Annotated in this window: 23 protein-coding genes and 1 pseudogene; 5 read left to right on the top strand and 19 right to left on the bottom strand. The window is 64.2% G+C overall.

The annotated features are described in order from the left end of the window. Window positions 1-7: 7 nt before the first annotated feature. The 4 genes from XH83_RS04730 to XH83_RS04715 all read right to left on the bottom strand — a co-directional run bounded on the left by XH83_RS04730 (window position 8) and on the right by XH83_RS04715 (window position 4,293). Window positions 8-730: an SDR family NAD(P)-dependent oxidoreductase gene (locus tag XH83_RS04730; RefSeq protein ID WP_194405901.1), complete on the bottom strand. Its 723-nt coding sequence runs from the start codon at window positions 728-730 to the stop codon at window positions 8-10. Beyond that, window positions 723-2,105: a class I adenylate-forming enzyme family protein gene (locus tag XH83_RS04725; protein WP_194405900.1), complete on the bottom strand. Its 1,383-nt coding sequence runs from the start codon at window positions 2,103-2,105 to the stop codon at window positions 723-725. Before XH83_RS04725 ends, XH83_RS04730 begins: the two co-directional genes overlap by 8 nt. Beyond that, entirely contained in the window at window positions 2,092-2,337 is a 246-nt protein-coding gene (locus XH83_RS04720) for an acyl carrier protein (protein WP_194405899.1), read from the bottom strand. Before XH83_RS04720 ends, XH83_RS04725 begins: the two co-directional genes overlap by 14 nt. 141 nt (window positions 2,338-2,478) lie before the next feature. Further along, window positions 2,479-4,293: a long-chain-acyl-CoA synthetase gene (locus XH83_RS04715; protein WP_194405898.1), complete on the bottom strand. Its 1,815-nt coding sequence runs from the start codon at window positions 4,291-4,293 to the stop codon at window positions 2,479-2,481. Window positions 4,294-4,521: 228 nt separating this feature from the next. Between XH83_RS04715 and XH83_RS04710 the strand changes: the two are divergent. Further along, a pseudogene (locus tag XH83_RS04710) lies at window positions 4,522-5,532 on the top strand (Bug family tripartite tricarboxylate transporter substrate binding protein). A gap of 17 nt (window positions 5,533-5,549) precedes the next feature. Here XH83_RS04710 and XH83_RS04705 read toward each other — a convergent pair. The 7 genes from XH83_RS04705 to XH83_RS04675 form a co-directional block, all read right to left on the bottom strand. Then, entirely contained in the window at window positions 5,550-6,038 is a 489-nt protein-coding gene (locus XH83_RS04705; protein WP_194405897.1) for a hypothetical protein, read from the bottom strand. A 144-nt stretch (window positions 6,039-6,182) separates the two neighbouring features. Next, the gene (locus tag XH83_RS04700) at window positions 6,183-6,455 is read right to left on the bottom strand and encodes a DUF3551 domain-containing protein (RefSeq protein ID WP_194405896.1); all 273 of its coding nucleotides are present in this window, start codon (window positions 6,453-6,455) and stop codon (window positions 6,183-6,185) included. Between the two features lie 32 nt (window positions 6,456-6,487). Further along, window positions 6,488-6,766, bottom strand: a complete 279-nt coding sequence (locus XH83_RS04695) for a DUF3551 domain-containing protein (protein ID WP_194405895.1) — start codon at window positions 6,764-6,766, stop codon at window positions 6,488-6,490. Between the two features lie 128 nt (window positions 6,767-6,894). Next, on the bottom strand, window positions 6,895-8,772 hold the full coding sequence (gene htpG, locus XH83_RS04690; RefSeq protein ID WP_194405894.1) for a molecular chaperone HtpG: 1,878 nt from the start codon (window positions 8,770-8,772) through the stop codon (window positions 6,895-6,897). 122 nt (window positions 8,773-8,894) lie between these two features. After that, complete coding sequence (locus tag XH83_RS04685; protein WP_194405893.1) at window positions 8,895-9,347, bottom strand: hypothetical protein; 453 nt, start codon at window positions 9,345-9,347, stop codon at window positions 8,895-8,897. Window positions 9,348-9,626: 279 nt separating this feature from the next. Beyond that, entirely contained in the window at window positions 9,627-10,241 is a 615-nt protein-coding gene (locus XH83_RS04680) for a nuclear transport factor 2 family protein (protein WP_194405892.1), read from the bottom strand. Window positions 10,242-10,377: 136 nt separating this feature from the next. Beyond that, complete coding sequence (locus tag XH83_RS04675; protein WP_026201627.1) at window positions 10,378-11,184, bottom strand: response regulator; 807 nt, start codon at window positions 11,182-11,184, stop codon at window positions 10,378-10,380. A 207-nt stretch (window positions 11,185-11,391) separates the two neighbouring features. Here XH83_RS04675 and XH83_RS04670 point away from each other — a divergent pair, with 207 nt between their 5' ends. Both XH83_RS04670 and XH83_RS04665 read left to right on the top strand, forming a co-directional pair. Beyond that, window positions 11,392-11,625, top strand: a complete 234-nt coding sequence (locus tag XH83_RS04670; protein ID WP_164937475.1) for a NepR family anti-sigma factor — start codon at window positions 11,392-11,394, stop codon at window positions 11,623-11,625. Beyond that, window positions 11,625-12,173, top strand: a complete 549-nt coding sequence (locus XH83_RS04665) for a sigma-70 family RNA polymerase sigma factor (RefSeq protein ID WP_011090521.1) — start codon at window positions 11,625-11,627, stop codon at window positions 12,171-12,173. Before XH83_RS04670 ends, XH83_RS04665 begins: the two co-directional genes overlap by 1 nt. 89 nt (window positions 12,174-12,262) lie before the next feature. Here the strand turns inward: XH83_RS04665 and XH83_RS04660 are convergent, their stop codons facing one another. The 8 genes from XH83_RS04660 to XH83_RS04625 form a co-directional block, all read right to left on the bottom strand. After that, complete coding sequence (locus XH83_RS04660; RefSeq protein WP_194405891.1) at window positions 12,263-12,964, bottom strand: nitroreductase; 702 nt, start codon at window positions 12,962-12,964, stop codon at window positions 12,263-12,265. Between the two features lie 68 nt (window positions 12,965-13,032). Next, a complete protein-coding gene (locus XH83_RS04655) occupies window positions 13,033-14,277 on the bottom strand; it encodes an acyl-CoA dehydrogenase (protein ID WP_194405890.1) in 1,245 nt (414 codons plus the stop codon). 138 nt (window positions 14,278-14,415) lie between these two features. Continuing rightward, window positions 14,416-15,660 (bottom strand): acyl-CoA dehydrogenase, encoded by a 1,245-nt coding sequence (locus XH83_RS04650; RefSeq protein ID WP_194405889.1) that lies wholly within the window; start codon window positions 15,658-15,660, stop codon window positions 14,416-14,418. A gap of 140 nt (window positions 15,661-15,800) precedes the next feature. Then, window positions 15,801-16,928 carry an acyl-CoA dehydrogenase family protein gene (locus XH83_RS04645; RefSeq protein WP_194405888.1) on the bottom strand — a complete coding sequence of 376 codons (1,128 nt, stop codon included), beginning with the start codon at window positions 16,926-16,928 and terminating at the stop codon, window positions 15,801-15,803. Between the two features lie 101 nt (window positions 16,929-17,029). After that, a complete protein-coding gene (locus tag XH83_RS04640) occupies window positions 17,030-18,901 on the bottom strand; it encodes an AMP-binding protein (protein ID WP_194405887.1) in 1,872 nt (623 codons plus the stop codon). A gap of 43 nt (window positions 18,902-18,944) precedes the next feature. Continuing rightward, on the bottom strand, window positions 18,945-19,751 hold the full coding sequence (locus XH83_RS04635) for an enoyl-CoA hydratase/isomerase family protein (protein ID WP_194405886.1): 807 nt from the start codon (window positions 19,749-19,751) through the stop codon (window positions 18,945-18,947). A 186-nt stretch (window positions 19,752-19,937) separates the two neighbouring features. Then, window positions 19,938-20,696 carry an SDR family NAD(P)-dependent oxidoreductase gene (locus XH83_RS04630; protein ID WP_128954145.1) on the bottom strand — a complete coding sequence of 253 codons (759 nt, stop codon included), beginning with the start codon at window positions 20,694-20,696 and terminating at the stop codon, window positions 19,938-19,940. Between the two features lie 54 nt (window positions 20,697-20,750). Then, window positions 20,751-21,353 (bottom strand): TetR family transcriptional regulator, encoded by a 603-nt coding sequence (locus XH83_RS04625; RefSeq protein ID WP_246776483.1) that lies wholly within the window; start codon window positions 21,351-21,353, stop codon window positions 20,751-20,753. 210 nt (window positions 21,354-21,563) lie between these two features. Between XH83_RS04625 and XH83_RS04620 the strand changes: the two genes are divergently transcribed. Next, entirely contained in the window at window positions 21,564-22,736 is a 1,173-nt protein-coding gene (locus tag XH83_RS04620) for an acetyl-CoA C-acetyltransferase (RefSeq protein WP_194405884.1), read from the top strand. Between the two features lie 189 nt (window positions 22,737-22,925). After that, window positions 22,926-24,470, top strand: coding sequence for an acyl-CoA synthetase (locus XH83_RS04615; RefSeq protein ID WP_194405883.1), 1,545 nt, complete (start codon window positions 22,926-22,928; stop codon window positions 24,468-24,470). The last annotated feature ends 29 nt before the right edge of the window (window positions 24,471-24,499 follow it).

Genomic DNA, 24,499 nt, shown 5'->3' with positions numbered 1-24,499 from the left:
GTTCCGCCTATGCCGTATTCCCCGCGTCGATGGTAAACACGGTGCCGGTGACGTTGCGGCCGCCCTCCCCGAGCAGATATTCCACCATCCGCGCGACGTCGTCCGTCTCCGGCAGGCGGCGCAGCGCGCTGCGGCCGGCAATGCGCTTGCGCGCCTCATCGGACAGATTATGCGTCAGCTCGGTATCGATGAAGCCCGGCGCGATCGCATTGACGGTGATGCCGACCTTGCCGACCTCGCGGGCCAGCGAGCGGGTGAAGCCGGTCGCAGCCGCCTTGGTCGCACCATAGACGGACAGGCCGTTATAGCCGGTCGTCGCAATGATCGAGGAGATGTTGATGATGCGCCCGGTGCCGTCCGCCATCATCTGCCGCGCCACATATTTGGTGAGGATGATCGGCGACAGCACGTTGAGCTGCACCAGCGCCTCGATCGCGGAATTATGCATGGTGGCGAGCAGGCCTTCGGTGCCTAGGCCGGCATTGTTGACGAGGCCGTAGACCGGGCCGAACTCGTCGCGCACGAGCTTTGCGAAAGCCGGGATCGCGTCGATCACCGCGAGGTCGCAGGCGCGGAAATGCAGCCGTCCGCCGGATTCGGCGATCGCCGCCTTCAGCTCGTCGCTTTCGCGCCGCGCCGCCGCGATCACGTTATAGCCGGCGCCCACGAGGCGCTTGCCGATCGCAAGACCGATGCCGCGGCTGCCGCCGGTGACGAGGACATTATGCATCGGTTCGCGCCAGTTTTCCGGCCGGAGTGACGTCGAGCGCCTCGACGAAGCGCATCACCGCCGGCACTTTGTGCGACGCGAGCTGTGTGCGGCACCGCGCCAGGATCTGGTCGCGGATCTCTTTCGCGCGCGCCGGATCAGTGCCCTCAGTGAGGATCACGTCGGCAACCACGATGCCGCCGGTGATCGGGCTCTTCCGCGACTTGGCGCGCGACATCCGCACGTCGGGATGGCGGTTGATCACCGCCTCGATCTCTTCGGGGTGGACTTTCAATCCGCCGATATTGATGATGCCGCCGCGGCGGCCGACGAAATAGTAGCGGTCACCGTGCAGCTCGACGATGTCGCCGCTGTCGACGAAGCCGTCGTCATCGGTGAGCGCCGCGGCGCTGCGGCCGACATAGGCATGCGCGGTACGCGTCGAACGGATCCGGAGCGAGCCGTCGACCACCTTCATCTCGACGCCGTTGCGATTGCCGAGATAGTCGGCCGGAAAGCCCTCCAGCCCGTCATTGACGGCGAAACCGACGCCGGCTTCGGTCGAGGCATAGGCGTGACCGACGGAGGAATTGGGGAATGCCGCCTTCAATCCGTCGAGCACCGCCTGGTCGGCGATTTCACCGGAGAGGCGGACGTAAGCCGGGGTAAATTGCGCGGCCGAACCGCTCATCAGCAGCTTGCGCCAGTGCGACGGCGTGCCGGAGATGTGCGAGACACCCCGCGCCTTCAGCCGCGCGACGTGATCGCCGAGCACCTCATGCGGGTCCGACAACACCATCGAGCCGCCGGAGAGGATTGCGCGAAGGAATATCTGCAGGCCGCCATAGCGGCGGATGTCGTAGAACGTCGCCCAGACCGGCACAGGTCCGCGCGCGGGGCCGTCGGCGACGATGGCACCGGTCAGCGCTTCCAGCGTATGACCGACGATTTTCGGCACGCCCGAGGTGCCCGAGGTCAGCATCAGCCATTCCGTGGCGCGTTCGGTCTTGGCCGGCGCGGTGGTTTCGAGCGGCAATTGCGCGGTCACGACGAGCGCAACGCCCCAATTGGCCCAGCGATCGGGCTCGTCGGTGACGACGGCATCGATCCCGGCATCCGCGATCAGCGCGTCGAGATGATCAGGGTTGAGATCGGGCGGGCACAGCAGCATGCGGCGCGCGATGCCGTCAAGCTCGATCATGGCGAGGCCCGACCGGAGCTGGTCGGACAATTTGAGCAGCACGGAGCGGCCCGACAATTCATGCAGGCGGCCACCGAGGACCGTCTGCGACAGGATGTCGGTCAGCGACACGACGTGATGCGCGTCGGAGATCGAGCGGCCTTTCAGCTCCGCGCCGAGATGGTCGCGGAGTGCAAAGATCTCACGCGGGGACATTTTCGTAGGCCCGCACGAAATCGCCCACGGTGGCGGGGAATGCTGCGTCCTCGGAGATGGTGAAGGGGTCGACGCCGGTGTCGTCCTCGAGACGGGCGACCAGAATGGCGAAGGCGAGCGAGTCGAAGCCCGTCTCGTGCAGCGACAGATCGTCCGAAAGTGCGGGAAGCGTGACGTTCTGCTCCTTGGCGATCTGCTGGATCGCCTCGATGACCTTAGACCTTACCGACATGGCTGGCTCGCTTTGTTATTCGTTGGTGTTGCGGCGGCTCTTGCTGGCCGCCTCCCCATGGCGGCTTGTTTACCCGAGAGAAGTAAATGGCTTCTTGGACAATTCAGATAAAATTGGACCTATCTGCGGATTTTGCCGGGTTTACAGCCTGATGGAGCCGTCCAGGATTCGTGCATAAGCCTCGCCGTCCAACGGGACGTAGGCTCCGGATCTCGGGTCGACCATGAACAGCGGATCGGAGATCGCAGCGGGATCGAAGCCTTCCCGCGACAGGTCGCCCTTCTTCTGCTTGAACGTCTCGGTCGCATCGAGCTCGCGCGAAATGCGGATGAAGACGGGATGTGCATAGGCCGGCAGGCGCTGCGCGAGATGCGCGGGCAATGCCGCAATGTCAAAACCCTCGTTGACGACGATCGCGCTCATGCCGGCACGGCCGTCGGCACCTGGGATGCCGACACCATAGGTGGTGGCGTCGACCACTCCGGTGAAATCGCGCATCGCGTCGTTCACCTCGGAGGTCGCGACGTTCTCGCCCTTCCAGCGGAACGTGTCGCCGATACGATCGACGAAATGGAAGAACCCCTTGTCGTCGATCCGCATCAGATCGCCGGTGCGAAACCAGGCATCGCCTTTGGCAAAGACATTTCGAAGGATCTTCTTCTCGGTTTCGCCAGCATCGGTATAGCCCTCGAAGCGGCCGCCGCCTTCATCGGCAGTGCCGATGCGGCCGATGGCTTCGCCGGCCTCGCCACGGGCGCAGGCGAGGCAAAATCCCTCGTCGTTGCGCAGCGGCAAGCCGCTATCAGGATCGAGCTTGACGAGATTGGCCGGGAAGCGATGTGCGAGCAGCGGCGGGATGCGCCCAATCGCGCCCGGCTGTCCCTCGACGTTGAACAGCGAGAAATTGCCTTCCGTCGCCGCATAGAATTCGAGGATGCGGGGGATGGCGAAACGATCCTGGAAGTCTTCCCAGATGTCGCCGCGCAGGCCGTTGCCGCAGACGAGGCGGAGACGATGGCGGTTCTCGTATTCCGACGGCGCAGCCTTCAGCAGGTAGCGGCAGAGTTCGCCGATATATTGAAACAGCGTGCAGTCGTGCCGGACGATGTCGGACCAGAAATGAGAGGCCGAGAATTTCTCGGCGATCGCCACCGAGCCGCCGGCCGCGAGCATGCTGCAGGGCGCGACGATGCCGCCGACCGAATGGAACAAGGGCAGGCAATCATAGAGCCGGTCCTGCGGTCCCGCGCCGGTGAGACCGGCGAACCAAAAGCCCCAATTGAGGATACGGCGGTGGCTGATGCTGGCGGCCTTCGGCAGGCCCGTGGTGCCGGAAGTGTAGATCAGCAGCGCACGGTCGTTGATGGTGACCTCGCCATGCTCCTCCGGCGAAAGGGGAGCATCGTCCAGCGCCGCCAGCGCGACATCGATGGCTCGCTCGCTGCGGGCATCGCCATGCGTCCAGACCTTGGCCTGCGTTTTCAGATGCGGCGCTGCGCCCTCCAGCATCTCCGTCAGCCGATGCGCCACGATGATATGCGAAGGCTTGGCGACGTCGATGCAATGCGCGAGCGAGAGCCCGACCAGCCTGGTGTTGAGGAGCGCGACCACACCGCCGACCCGACTGATGCCGAGCCATGCGGCGACGTAGTCGATGCCGTTCGGCATGATCAGCGCGACGGTCTCACCCTTGGTCACGCCGGCCGAGCGCGCCCATCGCGCGTAGCGGTTGATGCGCTTCGACAGGCCTGCATAGTCGAGACTTGCGTCATCCATCAGCAGCGCGACGCGGTCGGGCTGGCGCTGCGCCCAATCGTCGACGACGTCGGCGAACAAACGGCCTGGCAGAGTCTCGATCCGCGCGGTGAGCTCGATGGCCTTCAACCAGATCTTTGAAGCCGACGGCGCGCGCGCGACTTTCGGCTGCTCGATGACACCGGTGGTCATATTGTTCACTCTTCGGGCCGTCCGCTGATGTCCGGCAATCTAACCCGCGCGCTTTGCCCAGGTGTTAAGGGACAAGGTAAAACTCCGTTAGTGCGCGATTAACTCTAGTGATCCTTTACCAAGCCCATGGGATCGGCGTGCGCCGCAGCGCAATTCTTGCGATAGCAATTCCAATTGTCAGGCGCGCTGCGCGTGCCCCCCGCCCCGCAGGCGGGACGAGGTGAAGCGGAGACCGCCATGATCACCAGACGACATTTCATTCAGACCGCGGCCTGCGCCGCGGCTGCGCTCGCCGCGCCGCGCGCTTTTGCACTCGGCAATCCCTCCTATCCCTCGCACAGCGTGAAATGGGTGGTGCCTTATGCCCCGGGTGGCGCAACCGACCTGCTGTCGCGACTGCTCTGCCAGCGGCTGTCCGATCGGTTCGGCCAGACCTTCGTCGTCGAGAACAAGCCGGGCGCCGGCAGCAATATCGGGACGCAGGCGGTCATCACCTCCGCCCCCGACGGCTACACGCTGCTGCTGACCTCGACCGCCAATGCGATCAATGCCTCGTTCGATCCGGCGCTGCCCTATGATTTCGCCAAGGGCATCGCGCCGGTCGCCGGCGTCGCACGAATTCCGCTGGTTCTGGTCGTTAACAACGACCTGCCGGTGAAAACCGTCGCCGACTTCATCGCCTACGCCAAGGCCAATCCCGGCAAGATATCGGTTGCCTCCTCGGGCATCGGCACCTCGCTGCACCTCTCGGGCGAATTGTTCAAGTCGATGGCCGGCGTTGAGTTCACCCACGTCCCCTATCGTGGATCGGCACCGGGCTTGACCGACGTGATGAGCGGGCAGATCCAGGGCATGTTCGACAACGTCACCTCGTCCTTCGAGCTGGTGCGCGCCGGCAAGCTGCGCGCGCTCGGCGTCACCACGCGCTAGCGCTCGGAGATCCTGCCCGACATTCCCGCGATCGCCGACACGCTGCCCGGCTTTGAGACGAGCTCGTTCTACGGCGTCGGCGCCCCGCGCGACACGCCGCGCGAGATCGTCGACCTGCTCAATCGCGAGATCGACGCTGCGTTGTCCGATCCCGGTATCAAGGCCCGCATCGCCGAACTCAGCGCCATCCCGCTCCACGGCAACGCCAGTGAATTCGGCGGCATGCTGACGGCCGAAACCGACCGCTGGCGCAAGGTGGTGGAGTTGTCGGGGATCAGGAGGAGTAGCCGTTCCCCGAGCACCGACCAACTGCGATAGCCGAGTTTCGCGCCGCCTCAATCCGCCGTGAATTCGAGATCGAACCGGATCGGATTGATGGGCTTCGTGACGAACTGGACCGTCTTACCGTTCAGCCCGGCAAATGGACCGGATGCGAACTTGACGAGTCCCTTGCCCGAGGATGCGACCCCGACGGGCTTGCCGTCCTTCATCACGGCCTGGGCGGAACCTTCGGTGAGCTGCGTGATGAGGCGTCCGCCGGGAATGCGGTGGACCCCGCTACCGATCAGCATCGTTGCCTTGGGACCGTCCCACTCGACGACATTCGACGCGGAATAAACTGCGCCTTTGAAGATTCCCTCGACGCCGACGCAGACATAGTCCTGCGCCACCAGATTGTGATCGGCCCGGTCGCCAATCGGCTCCTGGGTGAAGAAGCCGGCTATGCTGCATTCGTAGCGCGCGAGCACGTCCGCGCGGGCCGGCTGGAAGGCGATCATGACAAGGGTCGAGCCGATGAGCGCCTTGAGGGTGCACCAGTTCATGGAAATCTCCTCGCTTCATGCGCCCGATCCGACAGGGCCGGCATGATGCCGGACTCCTGACGTCGGGCTACGCGATGAGGATGCCCAGAAACGCATTGCGCGCGTTGACTTGGCGCAACGTTGCAGGCGACGAGAGCGGGGAGGCTAGCGGCCGCGCGGCTTGCGGGAAAGATGTGATGCCGGCGCCTCGACCGGATAATACGGATTGAGATCGCAGATCGCGGAGCGGCCGAAAGCGGTGGCGCGGCACTGTGGAATTGAGGTGAAGGAGCAATCGTACCATTCCCCACCTCCTCCGTTCGCACCTGAATAGACGTGCATGCAAACGGGGTAACGCGGATCAAAGGTCTGCGCGTGAGACGGCGCGGCCGTGAGCAGCGCGCCGGCGGTCATGATCAAGCCGAACGAGAGACGCATGAACGATATTCCTGGACGCTGCATCGGGATTGTTACTGGACCTTCTTGTGGCGCTTGCGCGGCGGCGGCTGGTCAAAGGCATAATAGGGGTTGAGGTCGCAGCTGGCCGAGCGGCCCGAGGCGGTCGCACGGCACTGCGGAAGCGAGGTGAAGGAGCAGTCGAAATAGTCGCCGCCGCCACCGCCGAAGCCGCCGCCGGGCGTGTAGACGTGCATGCACACGGGATAGCGCGGATCATAGGTCTGGGCACTGGCATCGGCCGCGACGAACAGCGCGGCAATCGCAGTGAGCGTCAAGATCGACAGGCGCATGGACTTAATCCTCGAATCGACGGCGTCGGCGGGTCTGATGCCGACGGCCTGCTATGGCATAACACGAGGCCGGCGGCGACTGTTCCTAGGCACAGATGACGGCAAGGTGAGCGCTGGCACCTGCGGTGCTATGCGCCGAGCCCTTGCAACACCAGCCGGTTCAGCCGCGCGGCAAACGCCGCTGGGTCTTCCGGCAATTCTCCGTCGAGGATCTGCGCCTGTTCGAGCAGGAGCAGGCTGAGATCGTCGACCACATTCGAGCCGGCTTGCGCCTTGGTGAGCGCGGTCACCAGCGGATGGCGCAGATTGATCTCGAGGATCGGCTTGGTGCGCATGCCCCGGTTTTGCTGCGACAGGATGCGCTCGAGCTCGCGGCTCGGGCCTTGGCTGTCGGCGACGAGGCAAGAGGCCGAGCTGGTGAGGCGCGTCGAGGCCTTGACGTCGCCGACGCGCTCGCCGAGCGAGGCCTTGATCACGGCGATGGTGGCGGCCTCGTCCGCGGCCGGCTCCTCCTTCTTCGCCTCGTCCGCCTCGTCGACGCGCGGGATCAGGTCGAGATTGAGATCGCCCTGGCTTAGCGACTTCAGCGGCTTGCCTTCGAACTCCGACGGCATCGAGGTCCAGAAGGCGTCGACGGGATCGGACAGCAGCAGCACCTCGATGCCGCGTGCGGTTGCCGCCTCGAGCCGAGGATTGGACTTCAGCCGCTCGATGCTGTCGCCGACGAGATAGTAGATCTCGGTCTGGTTCGGCTTGAAATCGGCGATGACCTGCTTCAGCGACCGCTTCTCGCCCGACGTCGTGGTGAAGCGGGACAGCGCCAGCAGCTTTTCGCGCCGTTCGAAATCCTCGTAAATGCCCTCCTTGAGCACCGCGCCGAACGCGTCCCAGATCTTGGCAAAATTGTCCGGATCCTTCTCGGCGAGGCTTTCGAGCTCGGACACGACGCGGGTCGCTACCGCCTTGCGGATCTGCGCGAGCTGCGGATTGTTCTGGAGCATCTCCCGGGAGATGTTGAGCGGGAGATCCTCGCTGTCGACGACGCCGCGGATGAAGCGCAGATAGCCCGGCAGCAGATCGGCATCATCGGTGATGAAGACCCGGCGGACGTAGAGCTTCACCCGGCCCTTGCGGTTCGGCTCGAACAGGTCGAACGGCTTGGTCGAGGGCGCAAACAGCAGCACGGCGTAGGAGTAGCGGCCCTCGGCACGGTAATGCAGCGTCATCGCGGGATCGTCGAAGGCGGACGCGATCTGCTGATAGGCCTTCTTGTAGTCCTCCGCCGTCAGCTCGGATTTCGAGCGTTGCCACAACGCGCTCGCCGAATTGATCTGGCGCGGATCGCCTTCTTCCGGCACGAGTTCGATGGGAAACAGGATGTTGTCGGAATAGGCGTGGACGATGCGCTCGATCTCGTAGGCCTCGAGATATTTCTTGGCATCATCCTTCAGGTGCAGGACGATCTCGGTACCGCGGGTCACGCGTGCCGCCTCTTCCTCACTGGCACGGGCGATCTCGAAGCCGGAGCCGCCGGAGGACGTCCAGGTCCAGACGTCACTCTCGCCGGCGCGCCGGCTGACCACGACGATCTTCTCGGCGACCATGAAGGCCGAATAGAAGCCGACGCCGAACTGGCCGATCAAGCCGAGCCCGTCCTTGGCCTCCTTCAGCTTCGACACGAACGCCTTGGTGCCGGAGCGGGCGATGGTGCCGAGATGATCGATCAGCTCCTGCCGCTCCATGCCGATGCCATTGTCGGCGATCGTGAGCGTCGCGCCTTGCTTGTTGGGAATGATGCGGATCTTGAGCGCGTCGCCCTCGCCCAGCAGCGCCGGGCTGGCAATTGCGTCGTAGCGCAGCTTGTCGCAGGCGTCGGAGGCGTTGGAGACGAGCTCGCGCAGGAAGATATCGGTCTCGGAATAGACGGAGTGCACCATGAGGTGCAGAAGCTCGGAAACCTCGGCCTGGAAGGGCTGCGTATGCACAGCCGTATCGGACGTCGTCATGCGTTTACCCGGTCAAATGAAAGGGAAGAAACCCGGGATATAACGCGAGGCGACAGGGGATCAAGTGGACACGGAGAATCGCCCTGCCGGCGGAAGGGCGATCTGTCCGATGGCGCGGCGGATCAGGTTACACAGCGACCGGGCTGAAGCAGCTTTGCGACCTCGGTCAGCGAGCTGACCATCGGCTCGCAGGCGATCGTCGGCCTGCTGCGCACCTTCTTCTGGTTCTGCAGCAGCGTCGGCGGCTTGGCGTTGCCGGTCTCGATCACGGCGGGGACCCGCAGCAGCACCGAGGTGTCGGCGAGATCGTTCAGCCGCATCGAGACGGTGCGGGTGGGAACCGCGGCAGGCTTGAGCTCGGCGAGGCGGTCGGCCTTGCCGGCGCGATTGACGTTATGGCTTGGGACGTTTTGACCTGAGACGTTTTGGCTCGGGGCGTATTTCGAGCCCAGGGTGGGCACATCGGCGACCGCCTGCCAGCGGTCGGCCAGATCGTGGCCGGAGGCCAGTTGCGCCGCGCAAAGGGTTGCGGCAACCGCGACGGCGCCCAAAAATACCTTATGAATCTGTGACATGACTGTCTGTCCCTCGCCGCATGGCGATCGCGGGAACAACGCGAGCAAAGGATCGGGGGTTCTCAGTGATTGCGATCACTTAACCGTGTGCGAAAAATGCAGCAAGGTGCGCAAAATATTTCGCGAGGCCTGGAACGACTCCCGCGGACAGGAGTCGTCTCTGCAGCCGGCTATTCCCCCCTGCCCCATAAGCCGGCGACGTAGGGCGCGACTGTGGTGATGCCAGTCGCGCCTTACTTTTGTCTGGGGTTCACTTGGGTCAAGTTATTTGGGCCCGACTCATTTCGCCTTGCCCGCGAGCCAGTCCCGCCCCTCGCCATAGAGCTTCTCGACCTCGGGCCCGGTCAGGCCCGGCATGTCGCGCTTGACCTTGTAGCCGATCAGCTCCTGCATGTAGGCGAGGTTGCGATAGCCTTCGGGCAGCGCGGCGAGCGCCGTCTGGTCGAGACGAAGGGATGCTGCGGGGTCGACCGGGTCGATGCGGTCCTTTTCATAAATCGGCTGGCGGCGCACGATCCCCCATTTCCCAACTCCTGATGGGTCCTGCCGCTTCTCCAGGAAATCGTAGAACCGCCCGGTGCAGACGACGTCGCACAGCACGTCATGCACAAGAGCGCGCTGCGAAATCGTCATCTTGGTCTGGGCGATGGCCCGCTCGCCGGCAAGGTCGATGCTGGTGCCGCCGAGGAAATGCAGGATGCGCACACCCTTGGCGAACCCCTCCTGGCTGACGCGCATGAAATCCCGCGCCGGTCCCTGAAACCAGGTGGCGGACATCCAGCCCTCCTCGTGCCAGACCGTGGCAAACCGCTCCCAGTCCCCGGCATCGCGCCAGACCGCCCAGTTCTCGACGAGATCGCGGATGGCGAGACGATCGAGCAGTTGCTGGTCCATGGCATGTCTCCGACGAGGATCATGCAAGTGGTATGAGCGGCGCAGCCGATGCGCGTCAAGCGCTGCAGACGGCACGAAAAAGTCCGGCGTGCCTTGCGGCACGCCGGACTAAATCATTCCACGAACGGCGCTTGCCTTACGCCGCCGGCGCCTTCGGCGTGCGGTTGCGCGAGTTGCGCTGGAAGAACAGCGCCTGGCTCGCCACCGCCGACACCATCGCGGGCTGGAACGGTTTCGAGATCAGGAACGCCGGCTCGGGGCGCTCGCCGGTGAGGAAGCGCTCCGGGTAGGCAGTGATAAACACCACCGGCACCTCGAACGTGCGCAGCAGCTCGTTGACGGCGTCCAGGCCCGAGGAGCCGTCGGCGAGCTGGATGTCGGCGAGGATCAGGCCGGGCCGCTTGTTCTTGGCCAGTGCGACCGCATCGGCATGGGTTCGCGCGACGCCGACGACGTTGTGGCCGAGATTCTTCACCAGGCTCTCGAGGTCCATGGCGATGAAGGTCTCGTCCTCGATGATCAGCACGTCGGTCGCGATCTCGGCCGCCATCTCACGGCCCGCAGCGTCTGCAAGCCGCCGGGTCTCGGCGACGTCGGTGCCGAGGATGTAGCCGACTTCTTCCTCCGAGAATCCCTCCAGCGAGAGCAGCAGGAAGGCCTGCCGCGGCAGCGGCGTGATGTTCGACAGCCGCCGCTCCGGCGGCATTGGCAGGGTCGTCACCTCCGAATCGTCGTTGACGGAGACCGAATTCCAGATCTGGGTGAATAGGCGGAACAGCCCGGCGCGCGGCCCATGGCTCTCGTCGAGTACCGACGGGTCCCCCAGCATGGCTTCCAACATGGCGGCGACATAGGCGTCACCGGAGGCCTGGCTGCCCGTCAGGGCGCGCGCATACCGGCGCAACAACGGCAAGTGTTCAGCAACGAGCTGTGAACGGGACATCCCCACTCCATTCATCTTCGGGCCATCCTGGCAACGCGGGGGGCCCGGTTCCCCTGCTGGGCTGTTTACGCCTCAGCCCAACAAAAGTTCCGCTGGAGGCGGAACTTTTTCTCGAACCTGGAATTGAGCCTATCCAGGGAACGGCTCCCGGTTGAGAAAACTTCTCGATTTTACAGTCACTTAACTCGGGGAAACGTGGAACAGGTCATGAAAGATCTCAAGTCACAAGCAACCAGAAGCACGACCCCCGGCAAGGGAGGGCTCACTCCGGAGATTCAATCCCGGATCGGGCATCAGCTGCGCGCCATGTATGATGACGTGGTGCGGCAGGGGGTTCCGGATCGGTTCGCGGAACTGATCAAGAAGCTTGATGCCCAGGGAGCGGCACCCCAAGTGGAAAATGACGGGGGATCTAACGACAACAACAATGGGAGGGATTAATGCCTCTCACGGACTCCCTGCGTAACGACATCCTGGCGGCCGTACCCAGTCTGCGTGCGTTCGCCATTTCGCTCAGCGGCAATGCGGACCGCGCCGATGATCTGGTGCAGGAGACGCTGCTCCGCGCGCTTGCCAACATCGACTCGTTCCAGCCCGGCTCCAACCTGCCGGCGTGGCTGTTCACGATCCTGCGCAACCTGTTCCGCTCGGACTATCGCAAGCGGCGGCGCGAGGTCGAGGACGCCGAAGGCAACTACGCCAAGACGCTCAAGACACAGCCGTCGCAGAACGCGCATCTCGAGTTCGAGGAGTTTCGCACGGCGCTCGAGAAGCTTCCGCAGGACCAGCGTGAAGCGTTGATCCTGGTCGGCGCCTCCGGCTTCTCCTACGAGGACGCGGCTTCGATCTGCGGCTGCGCCGTCGGCACGATCAAGAGCCGCGTGAACCGTGCGCGCTCGAAGCTCGCCGCGCTGCTCTATGTGGACGGCGCCGAGGATTTTGGCCCGGACGAGACCGTACGGGCCGTGATCGGCGGCAGCGGCGGCTGACGGCCGGCGTCAATCGGGCTCAAATGAAGATGAAGGCGGCCGTTTCCGCGGCCGCCTTCATGTGTTTGCAAGACGGATGACGCTTCCGATCACTCGTCCACGAAGGTCACGGTCTCGGCCACGCTCGCCCGCGAGGTGCGGTAGCTGTTGACCTTGTGCGCGTGGTCGGCATAGCCGAACGAGATGCCGCAGACGACGCGGCGGTCGTCGAGCAGATCGAAGTGGCGCCGGATCAGGCCGGAATGCCGCGCCAGCGCGGCCTGCGGAATCGTGCCGAGCCCGAGCGCCTGCGCGGCCAGCATGAAATTGGAGACATAGGCGCCGCAATCGATCGCGCCGTAGATGCCGAGCGGCTCGTTGGTGTGGATGATGGCGACATGCGGCGCGCCGAAGAAATTGTAGTTCTCCAGCGCCTGCTTGGCGTAGGCGTTTTTGTCGCCACGGGCGATGCCGAGCGTGTTGTAGAGCTGGAAACCGCTTTCGCGGCGGCGGTCGAGATAGACGCCGACATACTCGCGCGGCGGCGTGAAATCATAGTCGTCGCCGAGGCCGCCTGAGGCTTCCTGGTAGATCGCCTTGCGGAAGCGCTCCTTGGCTTCGCCGCTGGCGATGATGACCTGCCAAGGCTGGCTGTTGCACCAGGACGCAGTGCGCTGTGCCGTCGTCAGCACATGCTCGATGGTCGCGCGATCGACCGGCTTGGGGAGGAAGGCGCGGACGGAATAGCGCTCGTTGAGCAGCTCTTCGAGCACGCCGATGCGGTTTTGGGTCTGGCTCACTTTTGCGTCCATGGATCTGCTCGCTATTGGCCTCGCAGGGTGCGTTAGCCCGAAGGCGTAACCACCCCGCAAAATGGCAATCACCGCCCCTTGGTCGGGATCTTGTTGTACGGCACGTCCTTGTCGACGCGGATGTCGCCGGGCAGGCCCAGCACGCGCTCGGCGATGATGTTGCGCAGGATCTCGTCGGTGCCGCCGGCGATGCGCATCGAGGGCGAGGACAGCAGCATCTGCTGGAACTGGCCCTGCACGGTCTCCTCGTCGTTGCCGGTGAGCACGCCGGCCGCGCCCTGCAGGTCCATGGCGTAGGTCGCGATGTCCTGCAGCATCATGCCCGAGACCAGCTTGCCGATCGAGTTCTCCGGACCCGGCCGCTCGCCCTTCGACAGTGCCGAGATGGTGCGGTAGCTGGTGAATTTCAGTCCGTTCGACTTCGCCGCCCAGCTCGCCAGCCTCGAGCGCACGGCGGGATCGTCGATGGCGAGCCCGTCCTCCAGCATCAGCGTTGAGCAGAACTCGAACATTTCAGGGACGCCGGTGGCGAGCCGCGCGCCGATCGACATGCGCTCGTTCATCAAGGTGGTCAGCGAGACGCTCCAGCCCTCGCCGACGGCCCCCAGCCGCTGGCTGTCGGGAATGACCACGTCAGTAAAATAGACCTCGTTGAACTCCTGCATGCCGTTGGCCTGCTTGATAGGCCGCACCTCGACGCCCGGGCTCTTCATGTCCAGGAAGAACATGGTGAGGCCCTTGTGCTTGGGCACGTTCGGATCCGTGCGCGCGATCAAAAGACCATAGTCGGAATAATGCGCGCCAGAGGTCCAGATCTTCTGGCCGTTGACGACCCAATTGTCGCCCTTCTTCTCGGCACGGGTGCGCAAGCCGGCAACGTCCGAACCGGCGGACGGTTCGGAGAACAGCTGGCACCAGATCTCCTCGCCCGAGGCGAGTTTCGGCAGATACCTGCGCTTCGCATCCTCGCTGCCGAAGGCCATCACGGTCGGACCGCACATGCCCTCGCCGATCTGGAACGGCTGCGTCAGCTTGCCATAGACGCCCTCCTCCTGCTGCCAGATCACCTTCTCGATCGGCGACGCGCCGCGCCCGCCATATTCCTTCGGCCAGTGCAGGCACGCCCAGCCGGCATCAGCCTTCTTCTTCTGCCAGGCCTTGCCGACATCGACGATGTCGTGGCTGGCAAGGCGGATGCGGCCGAGCGAGGATTTTGACAGCTCGGCATGCAGCTCCCTAGGCGCATTGGCGTCGATCCATTTGCGCGCAGTCTCGCGGAATGCGGCTTCCTGCGGGGTGTCGTCGAAATTCATCTTCGAACTCTCCTTTCTCGTGCCCCGGACGCTGCGCAGCGCGAAGCGGTGCGCTGCAGAGCCGGGGCCCATTTTGGCTTTCTGGGTCCCGGCTCTGCAGAGCGGTACTTCGTACCGCTCTGCAGAGCCGGGACACGGCTAGCCTCTTCCCTTCGTCGGGATCTTGTTGAACGGCACGTCCTTGTCGACACGGATATCGCCGGGCAGACCCAGCACCCGCTCGGCGATGATGTTGCGCATGATCTCGTCGGTGCCGCCTTCGACGCGGGTGCCAGGCGCGCGCAGCAGCATCGCCTGGAAACGGCCGGCCAGCTCGCCATCCTCACCGCTGACCACGCCGCCCGCGCCCTGCAGATCCAACGCGTAGGTCGCGACGTCCTGGATCATCGATCCCGCCACCAGCTTGCCGATGGAGTTTTCCGGCCCCGGCCGCTCGCCCTTCGACAGCGCCGAGATCGCGCGCATGCTGGTGTATTTCAGCCCGCTCGCCTTCACTGCCCAGTTCGCCAGCTTGGAGCGCACCGCGCGATCCTCGATCGCCGGGCCGTCGTCGAGCATCAGGCTGGAGCAGTACTCGAACAATTCAGGGAAACCGGTCGAGACGGCCGCGCCGATCGCGCTGCGCTCGTTCATCAGCGTGGTCAGCGAGACGTTCCAGCCGTCACCGACCTCGCCAAGGCGCTGATGGTCGGGAATGCGGACGTTGGTGAAATACACCTCGTTGAAGTCGGACGCCCCGCTCGCCTGCTTGATCGGCCGCACCTCGACGCCGGGGCTCTTCATGTCCAGGAAGAACATGGTGAGGCCCTTGTGCTTGGGCACGGTCGGATCCGTGCGCGTCAAGAGGATGCCGTAATCGGAATAATGCGCGCCCGAGGTCCAGATCTTCTGGCCGTTGATCACCCAGTCATTGCCGTCCTTCTCGGCGCGCGTTCGCAGCCCCGCGACGTCCGAGCCGCCGGCCGGCTCGGAGAACAGCTGGCACCAGACTTTTTCGCCTGAGGCGAGCGGCGGCAGGTAGGTGCGCTTGTGCTCCTCGCGCGCGAACGCCATCATGGTCGGCCCGCACATGCCGTGACCGATGATGAACATGCGGGAGAGCTGGCCGAACGGCCCCTCTTCCTGCGACCAGATCACACGCTCGATCGGCGACGATCCGCGGCCGCCATACTCCTTCGGCCAGTGCAGACAGGCCCAGCCGGCATCGGCCTTCTTCTTCTGCCACGCCTTTGCGACTTCCAGGATATTGGCGTTCTTGAGCACGGTGCGGCCAAGCGAGGATTTGCGCAGCTCCTCCTCGTATTGCTTCGGAGCGTTGGCGCCGATCCAGGCCCGCGCGGTGGCGCGGAATTCGGCTTCCTGCGGAGTGTCGTCGAAGTTCATCTGTTTTCTCTCGGTTCATTCCCCGGACGCTGCGCAGCACGAAGTGATGCGCTGCAGATCCGGGGTCCATTGCGCCCCTGGGTCCCGGCTCTGCGAAGCGGCACTACGCGCCGCATCGCGTCCGGGACACGCACATCGGCTTAAGCCGCGTTCTTCTTGCGCATGCGGTCGATCAACTGGTCTTCCCAATAGCTGAGACTGCCGAGCCCCAGCGCCATCGCGTTGGCGCGGCGGTAGTACATGTGGCAGTCGAACTCCCAGGTGAAGCCCATGCCGCCGTGAACCTGGATATTGTTCTTGGCGCAATGCTGGAACGCCTGCGTCGCGCTGATGCGGGCGGCAGCCGCTGCTTCCGGCAACTCGGCCGCGTTGGTCGAGAGCGCCCAGGCGCCGTAATAGCTGTTGGAGCGCGCCAGCGTCGCCGAGACATACATGTCGGCGAGCATGTGTTTGACGGCCTGGAACGAACCGATCTGGCGGCCGAAGGCGATGCGGTCGAGCGCGTAGTCGCGGCCCATCTCCAGCGCGCGGTCGGAACCGCCCACCTGCTCGAATGCGCAGAGCACCGCGGCGCGATCGAGCACTTGGGTCAAAATACCCCAGCCCTCACCCGCGGCGCCGAGCGGCTCGGCTTTGGCGTCCCTGAACGTGATCTCGGCCTGCCCGCGGGTCGGATCGAGATTGGTGAGGCTCTTGACCTCGACACCCCCGGCCTTGAGGTCGACCAGGAACAGCGAGATGTCATTGTCGCGCCCACTCGATCCCGTGCGCGCGGCAACCACCGCGAAATCGGCGATGGCGCCGTCGGCAACGGGCTTCTTGACGCCGTTGAGCACGCCGTTCGCAGCGGTGAGCTTGACGTTCCTCGGCGACGGATTGCCCTTGCCCTCGAACAGTGCCAGCGTGCCGATGGCTTCGCCCGAGGCAATCGCCGGCAGCCATTTCTTCTTCTGCGCGTCGCTGCCGGCGATCAGCAGCGCTTCGGCGGCAAGGTACACGGTCGAGGAGAACGGCACCGGCGCATTGGCCCGGCCCATCTCCTCCGCGATCACGCAAAGCTCGAGATGGCCGGCGCCCGCGCCGCCGAACTCTTCGGGAATGGCAACGCCGAGAAAGCCCATCTCGGCGAGGCCCTTCCACAGCTCCTTGTCGTAAGGCGCCTTGCCGTCGAGCACGACACGCACCGCCTTGGGTGGGCATTTCTCAGCGAGGAACTTGCGCGCCTGGTCGCGGAGCTGTTTCTGGTCGTCGGAGAAGTCGAAGTTCATGGCGGGCTACCTTTTATTGTTTGTCGCTTGTATTGATGCCGTCATTCCGGGGCGCCGCGTAGCGCGCGCCCCGGAATGACGAGGTGAGAGAATTGCGCAACTCATCTCAGCACGATCACATCCTGATCCGGCTTGTCCGCATAAAGCCGCTCCACCAATTCGGCGCGCCGTTCCAGACCGGCGCGCTGGTTGATGTAGCCCTTGTCGGTGAGCTCGTTGCCGTCGATCGAGGGCGGCTCGGCCATCAGCATCGCGCGCGCGATGATCCGGCTGCTGGCGCCTTCGCACTCACGGTTGTGCGTCTCCAGCCCGCGCCTGAGACAGGCGATCACCTCGGGATGCCTCACCGCGTCCGCGAAGCTGAGATCGGGATTGCCGACGAACTGGCGGCAGGCATGCAGGTTCGGCCACGCCAGGAGGCCGATGAAGGCGCGGTCCTGTCCCGCTACCAGCGCGTCATGCACGACGGGCGTTGCCGCCGCAATCGCATCGGTTCGGAGCGAGCCGACATGCACGAAGGTGCCGGTGGTGAGCTTGAAGTCTTCCACGACACGGCCGGCGAAGATGATGCCCTTCACCGGATCGGAATCGTCGACGAAAATGCCGGCATCACCGATGCAGTAGAACCCTTCCTCGTCGAACATCTTCTTCGTCAGCTCCGGCTGGCCGAAATAGCCGGGCGTGACGTTGACTCCGCGCAGCCGCAGCTCGTATTTCGAGCCGCACGGCACCATCTTCAATTCGACGCCAGGGAACGGCAGGCCGATCAGGCCGACGCGCTCGGTGTCCCAATAAGTGCCGGTCGAGGTCGGCGCGGTCTCTGTCGAGCCCCAGCCGGTATAGAACACGATGCGCTCGCCGGTGGTCTTCACGGCGAGGGCCTGCATGCGGTCATAGAGATCGTCCGGCAGCCGCGCGCCGCCATAGGCCATGATCGAGAGATTTTTGAAGAAGGAGCGACAGAGCGCGTCGTCCTTCTCCATGGCCGCCGCGAGCGCGGCATAGCCGGCCGGCACGTTGGCGTAATAGGTGGGTGAGATCTCGCGCAGATTCCGCAGCGTCTCCTCGAACTGGCCAGGCATCGGCCGGCCGTCGTCGATATAGAGCGTGCCGCCATCGACCAGGATCGGGTGGAACGCCGCATTGCCGCCCATCGTGTGGTTCCACGGCATCCAGTCCAGCATGGTCGTAACAGGACCATTGGGATCCCTTGGGCGAACCTGCATCATCATCGCCGCATTGGCGCACATCATGCCTTGCGTGTTGATGACAGCCTTGGGCATGCCGGTCGAGCCTGACGTAAACAGCAGCTTGCCGACGGTGTCCGGCGTGATCTTCGCGATCGACGCCTCGACATCCTTCGTCACCGGCGTTGCCGCAAGCTCGGCGAAGCTGACGCTTGTGATGCCGTCGCAGGGCCGGGCGACGTGCACCACGGTGACGCCGGCGAGATCGAGCGCCTTCAGCGCCTTCTCGAAGGTCGGGCCGTCCTGCACCATCAATACGGCCGGCTTGATCAGGTCGAACAAATATTTCAGCTTGACGTGATCGTGGCTCATCAGCGAGTAGGCCGGCGACACCGGCGCTGCCGGGGCGCGCGCCTGCATCGCCGCCTGCGTCATCAGTGCGTGCTCGATCGAATTGCCGGAGAGGATCGCAACGGGGCGGCCCTCGAGCCCGAGATTGAGCAGACCTTGCGTCAGCGCATCCACGGTACGCTTGGCTTCGGCATAGGAGACCTTGCGCCATTCGCGATTGGGACCGCCGCGCTGCGCCAGCCAGATGCGCTCGGGGGCTTGCTTCGCCCACTTCGCCAGCGATGCCGGAATGTGTTTCTCGTAAGGCTGCAGCGGAATGCGCGACTTCAGCACCACCGTGCCGTCGTTGCGGCGCTCGACGTCGATGTCGCGCGCAAGCCATTCGATCTTGCGAAAGGCGGGCTTCGTCATCACGGCCGCCGCGCTTCCACTCATTTTGCGTCTCCCGGAATTATCGTCCTTTGCGGATCGTTCTGGTTCAGCGCTTGATATAGACAGGCTTTCGCTTCTCAAGGAAGGCCCTGATGCCTTCCGAAAATTCCTCGGAACGGCTGCACAGCACCTGGTTGCGATCCTCCATCGCGATCACGGCTTCCAGCGACCCGGCATCGACACTCATGTTGAGGCACTCCTTGGAGAGACGCAGGCCCACGGGCGAAGCCGTCATCATCGCCTCGACATAGGGCTCGGCCGCATCATTGAGCTTGTCCTCGTCCACGACTTCGGAAACGAGGCCGACCGCGAGCGCGCGCTCGGCGCCGATGAACCGTCCGGTGAGGATCAGTTCCGAGGCGACGGACACGCCGACCAGCCGCGGCAGGAAATAGCTGGTGCCGATGTCGCAGCCGCCGAGGCCGAGCTTGATGAAGGCGCAGTTCATCCGCGCCGATTTCGAGGCAATGCGGATGTCGGAGGCTAGCGCCAGCGCAAAGCCGCCGCCGGCCGCCGCGCCCTGCACCAGCGCCAGGATCGGCTGCGGGCAGCGCCGCATCAGCATCACGATGTCGGCAATGCGCCGCTGCGAGTCCAGCGACTCCGTGACACCGGGCGGCTCCTGCTGCCCGGCCCGGCGCGCCATCGCGGCCTTGAGATCCAGGCCGGCGCAGAAATTCTTGCCGGCGCCTCTGAGCACCACGACGCGCGTGTCGCGATTGCGCTGCAGGCCCAGGAAATAAACGTTGAGCGCGTCGATCAGCGCCGGATCGAGCGCGTTGAGGTGTTCGGGACGATTGAGCGTTACCCGGTCAACGCCATCGTCATGCTCGATCAGCAGCGGTTGGGACATGCATGCCTCTCATATCCGCGCGGAAGATGGCTGTTACTGCGCCCTCTCCCCTTGTGAAAGAGGGCACGTATCTCGTTGCAACATGCTCGCTTGGGAGAGGGGTCTGTCTCCACAGATGAGACTTCGGAGAGAACCCCTCATCCGGCGCTTCGCGCCACCTTCTCCCACAAGGGGAGAAGGAAAAAGCTACCTTGGCGCCATCCGGATCGCACCGTCGAGACGGATGGTTTCGCCGTTGAGCATCGCGTTCTCGACGATGTGCACGGCGAGCGCGCCGTATTCCTTGGCATCGCCGAGGCGCGAGGGATGCGGCACCTGGGCGCCCAGGCTCTTGCGGGCCTCCTCGTTCAAGCCCATCAGCAGCGGCGTGAAGAACAGGCCGGGCGCGATGGTATTGACGCGGATCTTCTGGCTCGCGAGGTCGCGCGCGGCCGGCAGCGTGAGGCCGACGACGCCGCCCTTCGAGGCCGAATAGGCGATCTGGCCGATCTGGCCTTCGTAAGCCGCGACCGACGCCGTGTTGATGATGACACCGCGCTCTTCGCCGACGGGCTCGATCGTGACGAGGCGCTCGGCGAACAGGCGCAGGCAGTTGAAGGTGCCGATCAGATTGACGTTGATGATGCGCGCGAACTTCTCCAGCGGATAGACGCCGTCGCGGCCGACGATGCGCTGCGAGCCGCCGATGCCGGCGCAGTTCATCAGCACGCGCGCGACACCATGAGCGGCTTCTGCTTTCGCGATTGCCGCCTTGATCTGCTCCTCGCTGGTGACGTCGGCATGCAGCGCGACGCCCTTCACCTCGGCGGCGACCTTCTCGGCGTTCTCCTTGTTCTGATCGATCACGCCGATCTTGGCGCCTTTGGCCGCCATGGCGCGAGCGGTGGCTTCACCGAGGCCCGAACCACCGCCGGTGATGAGAACGGCTACATCTTTCAATTCCATGACAGGCACCTTTCCTTGGGCGTTTCTTCTCTAGACTTGAGAGTGATGGCCGGATTATCCGGCCGCGGCAGCTTCCCCGGCTTGCGTGAGGATGCCGCCGCAGATCAGCGTTTCCATGTGCTTGATATATTGCCGGCAGACGTCGTCGGTAACAGGGCCGACGCCGGTCGCGCGGGACATCGCGTGCCGTCCGAAGAACAAATGATCGCAGGCGCCTATCAGGCTGGTGTAGAACAGCACCGGATCGGTCTGGCGGAATTCGCCGCGGCTCACGCCTTCCGCGAGCAGCCGGCGGTGGAAATCCAAGAGCGGGGCGACGAAGAATTTCGAGACTTCATCGGCTGAGCTCCCGCTGGTCTCGTGCAGGAGATAGTGGATCAGCCGGTTCATATAGGGGAAGCGGTGATAAGCGCGGATGATGCCGGCGATGTGCAGCTTCAGCTTCGCCGTCGAATTGATCGGCTGCGCCAGCAAATATTCGAGATTGGACATTTCGGTCGCCGCATCGCGCGCGAGCAGCGCCAGCAGGAGGCCGTCCTTGTTGCCGAAATGATATTTGACCAATGCGGCGTTGGCGCCCGACTTCTGCGCGATGTCTGACAGCGAGATCTCGATCGAGGAGCGCTCGATCATCAGGTCGCTCGCGGCCACGAGCAATTTCTCCGCCGTGGAATTCTTCCCGCTGGGGAGCCTGTTCGGTACGCTGGTCGCCACGGAAGATCCCTGTTTGCCGCTCGAAGCGGGGCGCAGATAAGCCCAAGCAGCGCCTCATCACAAGAGTTAATTGATCGATTGACTAAACGATCTCCCGTCCCTTAAATCCGTCCCCGACAACCAACCCAAGCAAGAATTCAGGGAGAAACCGACATGGCCGAGGCTTACATCGTCGCCGCCGCGCGTACCGCCGGCGGGCGCAAGGGGGGCCGCCTCGCCGGCTGGCATCCGGCTGACCTCGCCGCGAAGGTGCTGGACGAGTTGGTCGATCGCACCAAGGTCGATCCCGCCCAGGTCGAGGACGTGATCATGGGCTGCGTGATGCAGGTCGGCGAGCAGTCCAACAACGTTGCGCGCAACGCGATCATGGCCTCGAAGCTGCCGGAGAGCGTGCCCGGCACCTCGATCGACCGCCAATGCGGCTCCTCGCAGCAGGCGCTGCACTTCGCAGCCCAAGCGGTGATGTCCGGCACGATGGATGTCGTGATCGCCGCCGGCGTGGAATCGATGACGCGCGTGCCGATGGGCCTGTCCTCGCAGCTTCCGGCCAAGAACGGCTTCGGCAATTACAAGAGCCCGGGCATCGAAGCGAAGTATCCCAACATCGTGTTCAGCCAATTCACCGGCGCCGAGATGATGGCGGAGCGATACGGCCTCTCCAAGGATGAGCTCGACCAATATTCCTTTAACAGCCATCAGCGCGCGATCGCGGCGACGCAGGCCGGCCACTTCAAGAAGGAGATCGTGCCGCTCGAAATCACCCGCGCCGACGGCTCCAAGGACACCCACCACATCGACGAAGGCATCCGCTTCGACGTCACGCTCGACGGCATCAAGGGTGTCAAGCTGATCGCAGAGAACGGCAAGCTCAGCGCCGCCAGTGCCAGTCAGATCTGCGACGGCGCTTCCGGCGTCATGGTGGTGAATGAAAAGGGCCTGAAGCAGCTCGGCGTCAAGCCGCTGGCGCGCATCCATCACATGACCATGATGGGCGGCGATCCCGTGATCATGCTGGACGCGCCGCTGCATGCGACCAAGCGCGCACTGGAGAAGGCCGGCATGAAGATCGTCGACATCGACCTGTTCGAGGTCAACGAGGCCTTCGCCTCGGTGCCGACCGCCTGGCTGAAGACCACGGGCGCCGATCCCGAGCGTCTCAACGTCAACGGCGGCGCCATCGCGCTCGGCCATCCGCTCGGCGGCTCCGGCACCAAGCTGATGACGACGCTGGTCCACGCCCTGCACCAACGCGGCAAGCGCTACGGCCTGCAGACCATGTGCGAAGGCGGCGGCATGGCCAACGTGACGATCGTGGAGCGGCTGTAAGCCGCGGTCGCATCGACGATGTCGTCCCGGACAAGCGCGCCTCGAGCGCGCGCCGATCCGGGACCCATAGCCACAGGAAGCTGTGGTGATGCTGCGCCGGAGCTCCATCTCGTTTCAACAACCACGCCCTGTGGTTATGGGTCCCCGCGTTCGCGGGGACGACACCTTCCTTGTTGCGAGACCTTCGTCATGACTCACCCCTCCGTCCACGCCCGCACCACGCCGAATAAGATCGCCTATCAGATGGCCGGCACCGGCAAGGCGATCACCTATCGCGAGCTCGACGAGCTCTCGAACCAGGGCGCGCACCTGTTCCGTTCGCTGGGCCTCAAGGCCGGCGACCACATCGCGCTGTTGATGGAGAACCGGCTTGCCTTCATGGAGCTGTGCTGGGCCGCGCAGCGCAGCGGGCTCTATTATACCGCGATCAGCCGCTACCTGAAGCAGGACGAGATCGACTACATCATCGCCGATTGCGGCGCCAAGGTCGTGATCACCACACCGAAATGCGCCGACCAGATCAAGGGCCTGATCAAGGGCGCCGCCGGCGAGCCGATCTTCTACATGATGGACGAGCCTCTGCCGGGCTTCCGCTCCTATGACAAGGAAGCAGCAAGCCAGCCGGTCACGCCGATTGCCGATGAGATCGCCGGCTACGACATGCTGTATTCGTCGGGTACCACCGGCCGGCCCAAGGGCGTCAAGAAGGCCTTCGAGGGCAAGACGATCGACGAGCCGAATCCGCTGCTGCGCGTGCTCTGCGCCGACATGTGCGGCATGAACGCGGAGAGCACCTATCTGTCACCGGCGCCGCTCTATCACGCAGCTCCCCTGCGCTTCAACATGATGGCAATCGTGCTCGGCGGCACCTCCATCATCATGGAGCACTTCGACGCCGAAGAGTTCCTGAAGCTGGTCGAGAAGTACAAGGTCACGCAATCACAGCTGGTGCCGACCATGTTCGTGCGGATGCTGAAGCTGCCGAACGACGTTCGCACCAAATACGACGTCTCCACGCTCAAGGGCGCCATTCACGCCGCAGCTCCGTGTCCGGTCGACGTCAAGGCAAAGATGATCGAATGGTGGGGGCCGATCCTGATCGAGTATTACGCGGGCTCGGAGGGCAATGGCGTCACGGTCTGCAGCTCCAAGGAATGGCTGGCGCATCGCGGCAGCGTCGGCCGCGCCGTGGTCGGCAAGATCAAGATCCTCGATGAGAATGACGAGGAGCAACCGACGGGCGAGATCGGCACGGTCTACTTCGCCGACGCACCGGCGTTCACCTATCACAACGACCCCGAGAAGACGAAGAAGGCCTACAACGCAAAGGGCTGGTCGACGCTCGGCGATGTCGGCTACCTCGACAAGGATGGCTTCCTCTATCTCACCGACCGCAAGTCCTACATGATCATCTCCGGCGGAGTGAACATCTACCCGCAGGAGACCGAGGACGTGCTGATCACCCACCCCGACGTCGCCGACGTCGCGGTGTTTGGCGTCCCGAACGAGGAAATGGGCGAAGAGGTCAAGGCGGTGGTGCAGCCGCACGACATGAGCCGCGCCGGCAAGGCGCTGGAGGCCGACCTGATCGCCTATTGCAAGGGCCGCCTCTCCGCCATCAAGTGCCCGCGTTCGATCGATTTCGAGCCCGAGTTGCCGCGCACGCCGACCGGCAAGCTGGTCAAGCGGCATCTGCGCGACAAATATTGGCCGAAGACGACGGCGAAGATCTAGGTGAGGATTCGTGTCCCGGACGCGGTGCA

The organism is Bradyrhizobium sp. CCBAU 53351 (assembly GCF_015291745.1).
Classification (GTDB): domain Bacteria; phylum Pseudomonadota; class Alphaproteobacteria; order Rhizobiales; family Xanthobacteraceae; genus Bradyrhizobium.
This window is presented reverse-complemented; position numbering and strand designations above follow the sequence as displayed.

Coding starts and splice junctions, on each gene's coding strand:
- XH83_RS04655 (WP_194405890.1), bottom strand. CDS start 14,277: ATGAATTTCGACGACACCCCGCAGGAAGCCGCATTCCGCGAGACTGCG.
- XH83_RS04615 (WP_194405883.1), top strand. CDS start 22,926: ATGACTCACCCCTCCGTCCACGCCCGCACCACGCCGAATAAGATCGCC.
- XH83_RS04620 (WP_194405884.1), top strand. CDS start 21,564: ATGGCCGAGGCTTACATCGTCGCCGCCGCGCGTACCGCCGGCGGGCGC.
- XH83_RS04640 (WP_194405887.1), bottom strand. CDS start 18,901: ATGAGTGGAAGCGCGGCGGCCGTGATGACGAAGCCCGCCTTTCGCAAG.
- XH83_RS04705 (WP_194405897.1), bottom strand. CDS start 6,038: ATGAACTGGTGCACCCTCAAGGCGCTCATCGGCTCGACCCTTGTCATG.
- XH83_RS04660 (WP_194405891.1), bottom strand. CDS start 12,964: ATGGACGCAAAAGTGAGCCAGACCCAAAACCGCATCGGCGTGCTCGAA.
- XH83_RS04665 (WP_011090521.1), top strand. CDS start 11,625: ATGCCTCTCACGGACTCCCTGCGTAACGACATCCTGGCGGCCGTACCC.
- XH83_RS04700 (WP_194405896.1), bottom strand. CDS start 6,455: ATGCGTCTCTCGTTCGGCTTGATCATGACCGCCGGCGCGCTGCTCACG.
- XH83_RS04670 (WP_164937475.1), top strand. CDS start 11,392: ATGAAAGATCTCAAGTCACAAGCAACCAGAAGCACGACCCCCGGCAAG.
- XH83_RS04630 (WP_128954145.1), bottom strand. CDS start 20,696: ATGGAATTGAAAGATGTAGCCGTTCTCATCACCGGCGGTGGTTCGGGC.
- XH83_RS04720 (WP_194405899.1), bottom strand. CDS start 2,337: ATGTCGGTAAGGTCTAAGGTCATCGAGGCGATCCAGCAGATCGCCAAG.
- XH83_RS04635 (WP_194405886.1), bottom strand. CDS start 19,751: ATGTCCCAACCGCTGCTGATCGAGCATGACGATGGCGTTGACCGGGTA.
- htpG (WP_194405894.1), bottom strand. CDS start 8,772: ATGACGACGTCCGATACGGCTGTGCATACGCAGCCCTTCCAGGCCGAG.
- XH83_RS04730 (WP_194405901.1), bottom strand. CDS start 730: ATGCATAATGTCCTCGTCACCGGCGGCAGCCGCGGCATCGGTCTTGCG.
- XH83_RS04685 (WP_194405893.1), bottom strand. CDS start 9,347: ATGTCACAGATTCATAAGGTATTTTTGGGCGCCGTCGCGGTTGCCGCA.
- XH83_RS04695 (WP_194405895.1), bottom strand. CDS start 6,766: ATGCGCCTGTCGATCTTGACGCTCACTGCGATTGCCGCGCTGTTCGTC.
- XH83_RS04650 (WP_194405889.1), bottom strand. CDS start 15,660: ATGAACTTCGACGACACTCCGCAGGAAGCCGAATTCCGCGCCACCGCG.
- XH83_RS04645 (WP_194405888.1), bottom strand. CDS start 16,928: ATGAACTTCGACTTCTCCGACGACCAGAAACAGCTCCGCGACCAGGCG.
- XH83_RS04680 (WP_194405892.1), bottom strand. CDS start 10,241: ATGGACCAGCAACTGCTCGATCGTCTCGCCATCCGCGATCTCGTCGAG.
- XH83_RS04725 (WP_194405900.1), bottom strand. CDS start 2,105: ATGTCCCCGCGTGAGATCTTTGCACTCCGCGACCATCTCGGCGCGGAG.
- XH83_RS04675 (WP_026201627.1), bottom strand. CDS start 11,184: ATGTCCCGTTCACAGCTCGTTGCTGAACACTTGCCGTTGTTGCGCCGG.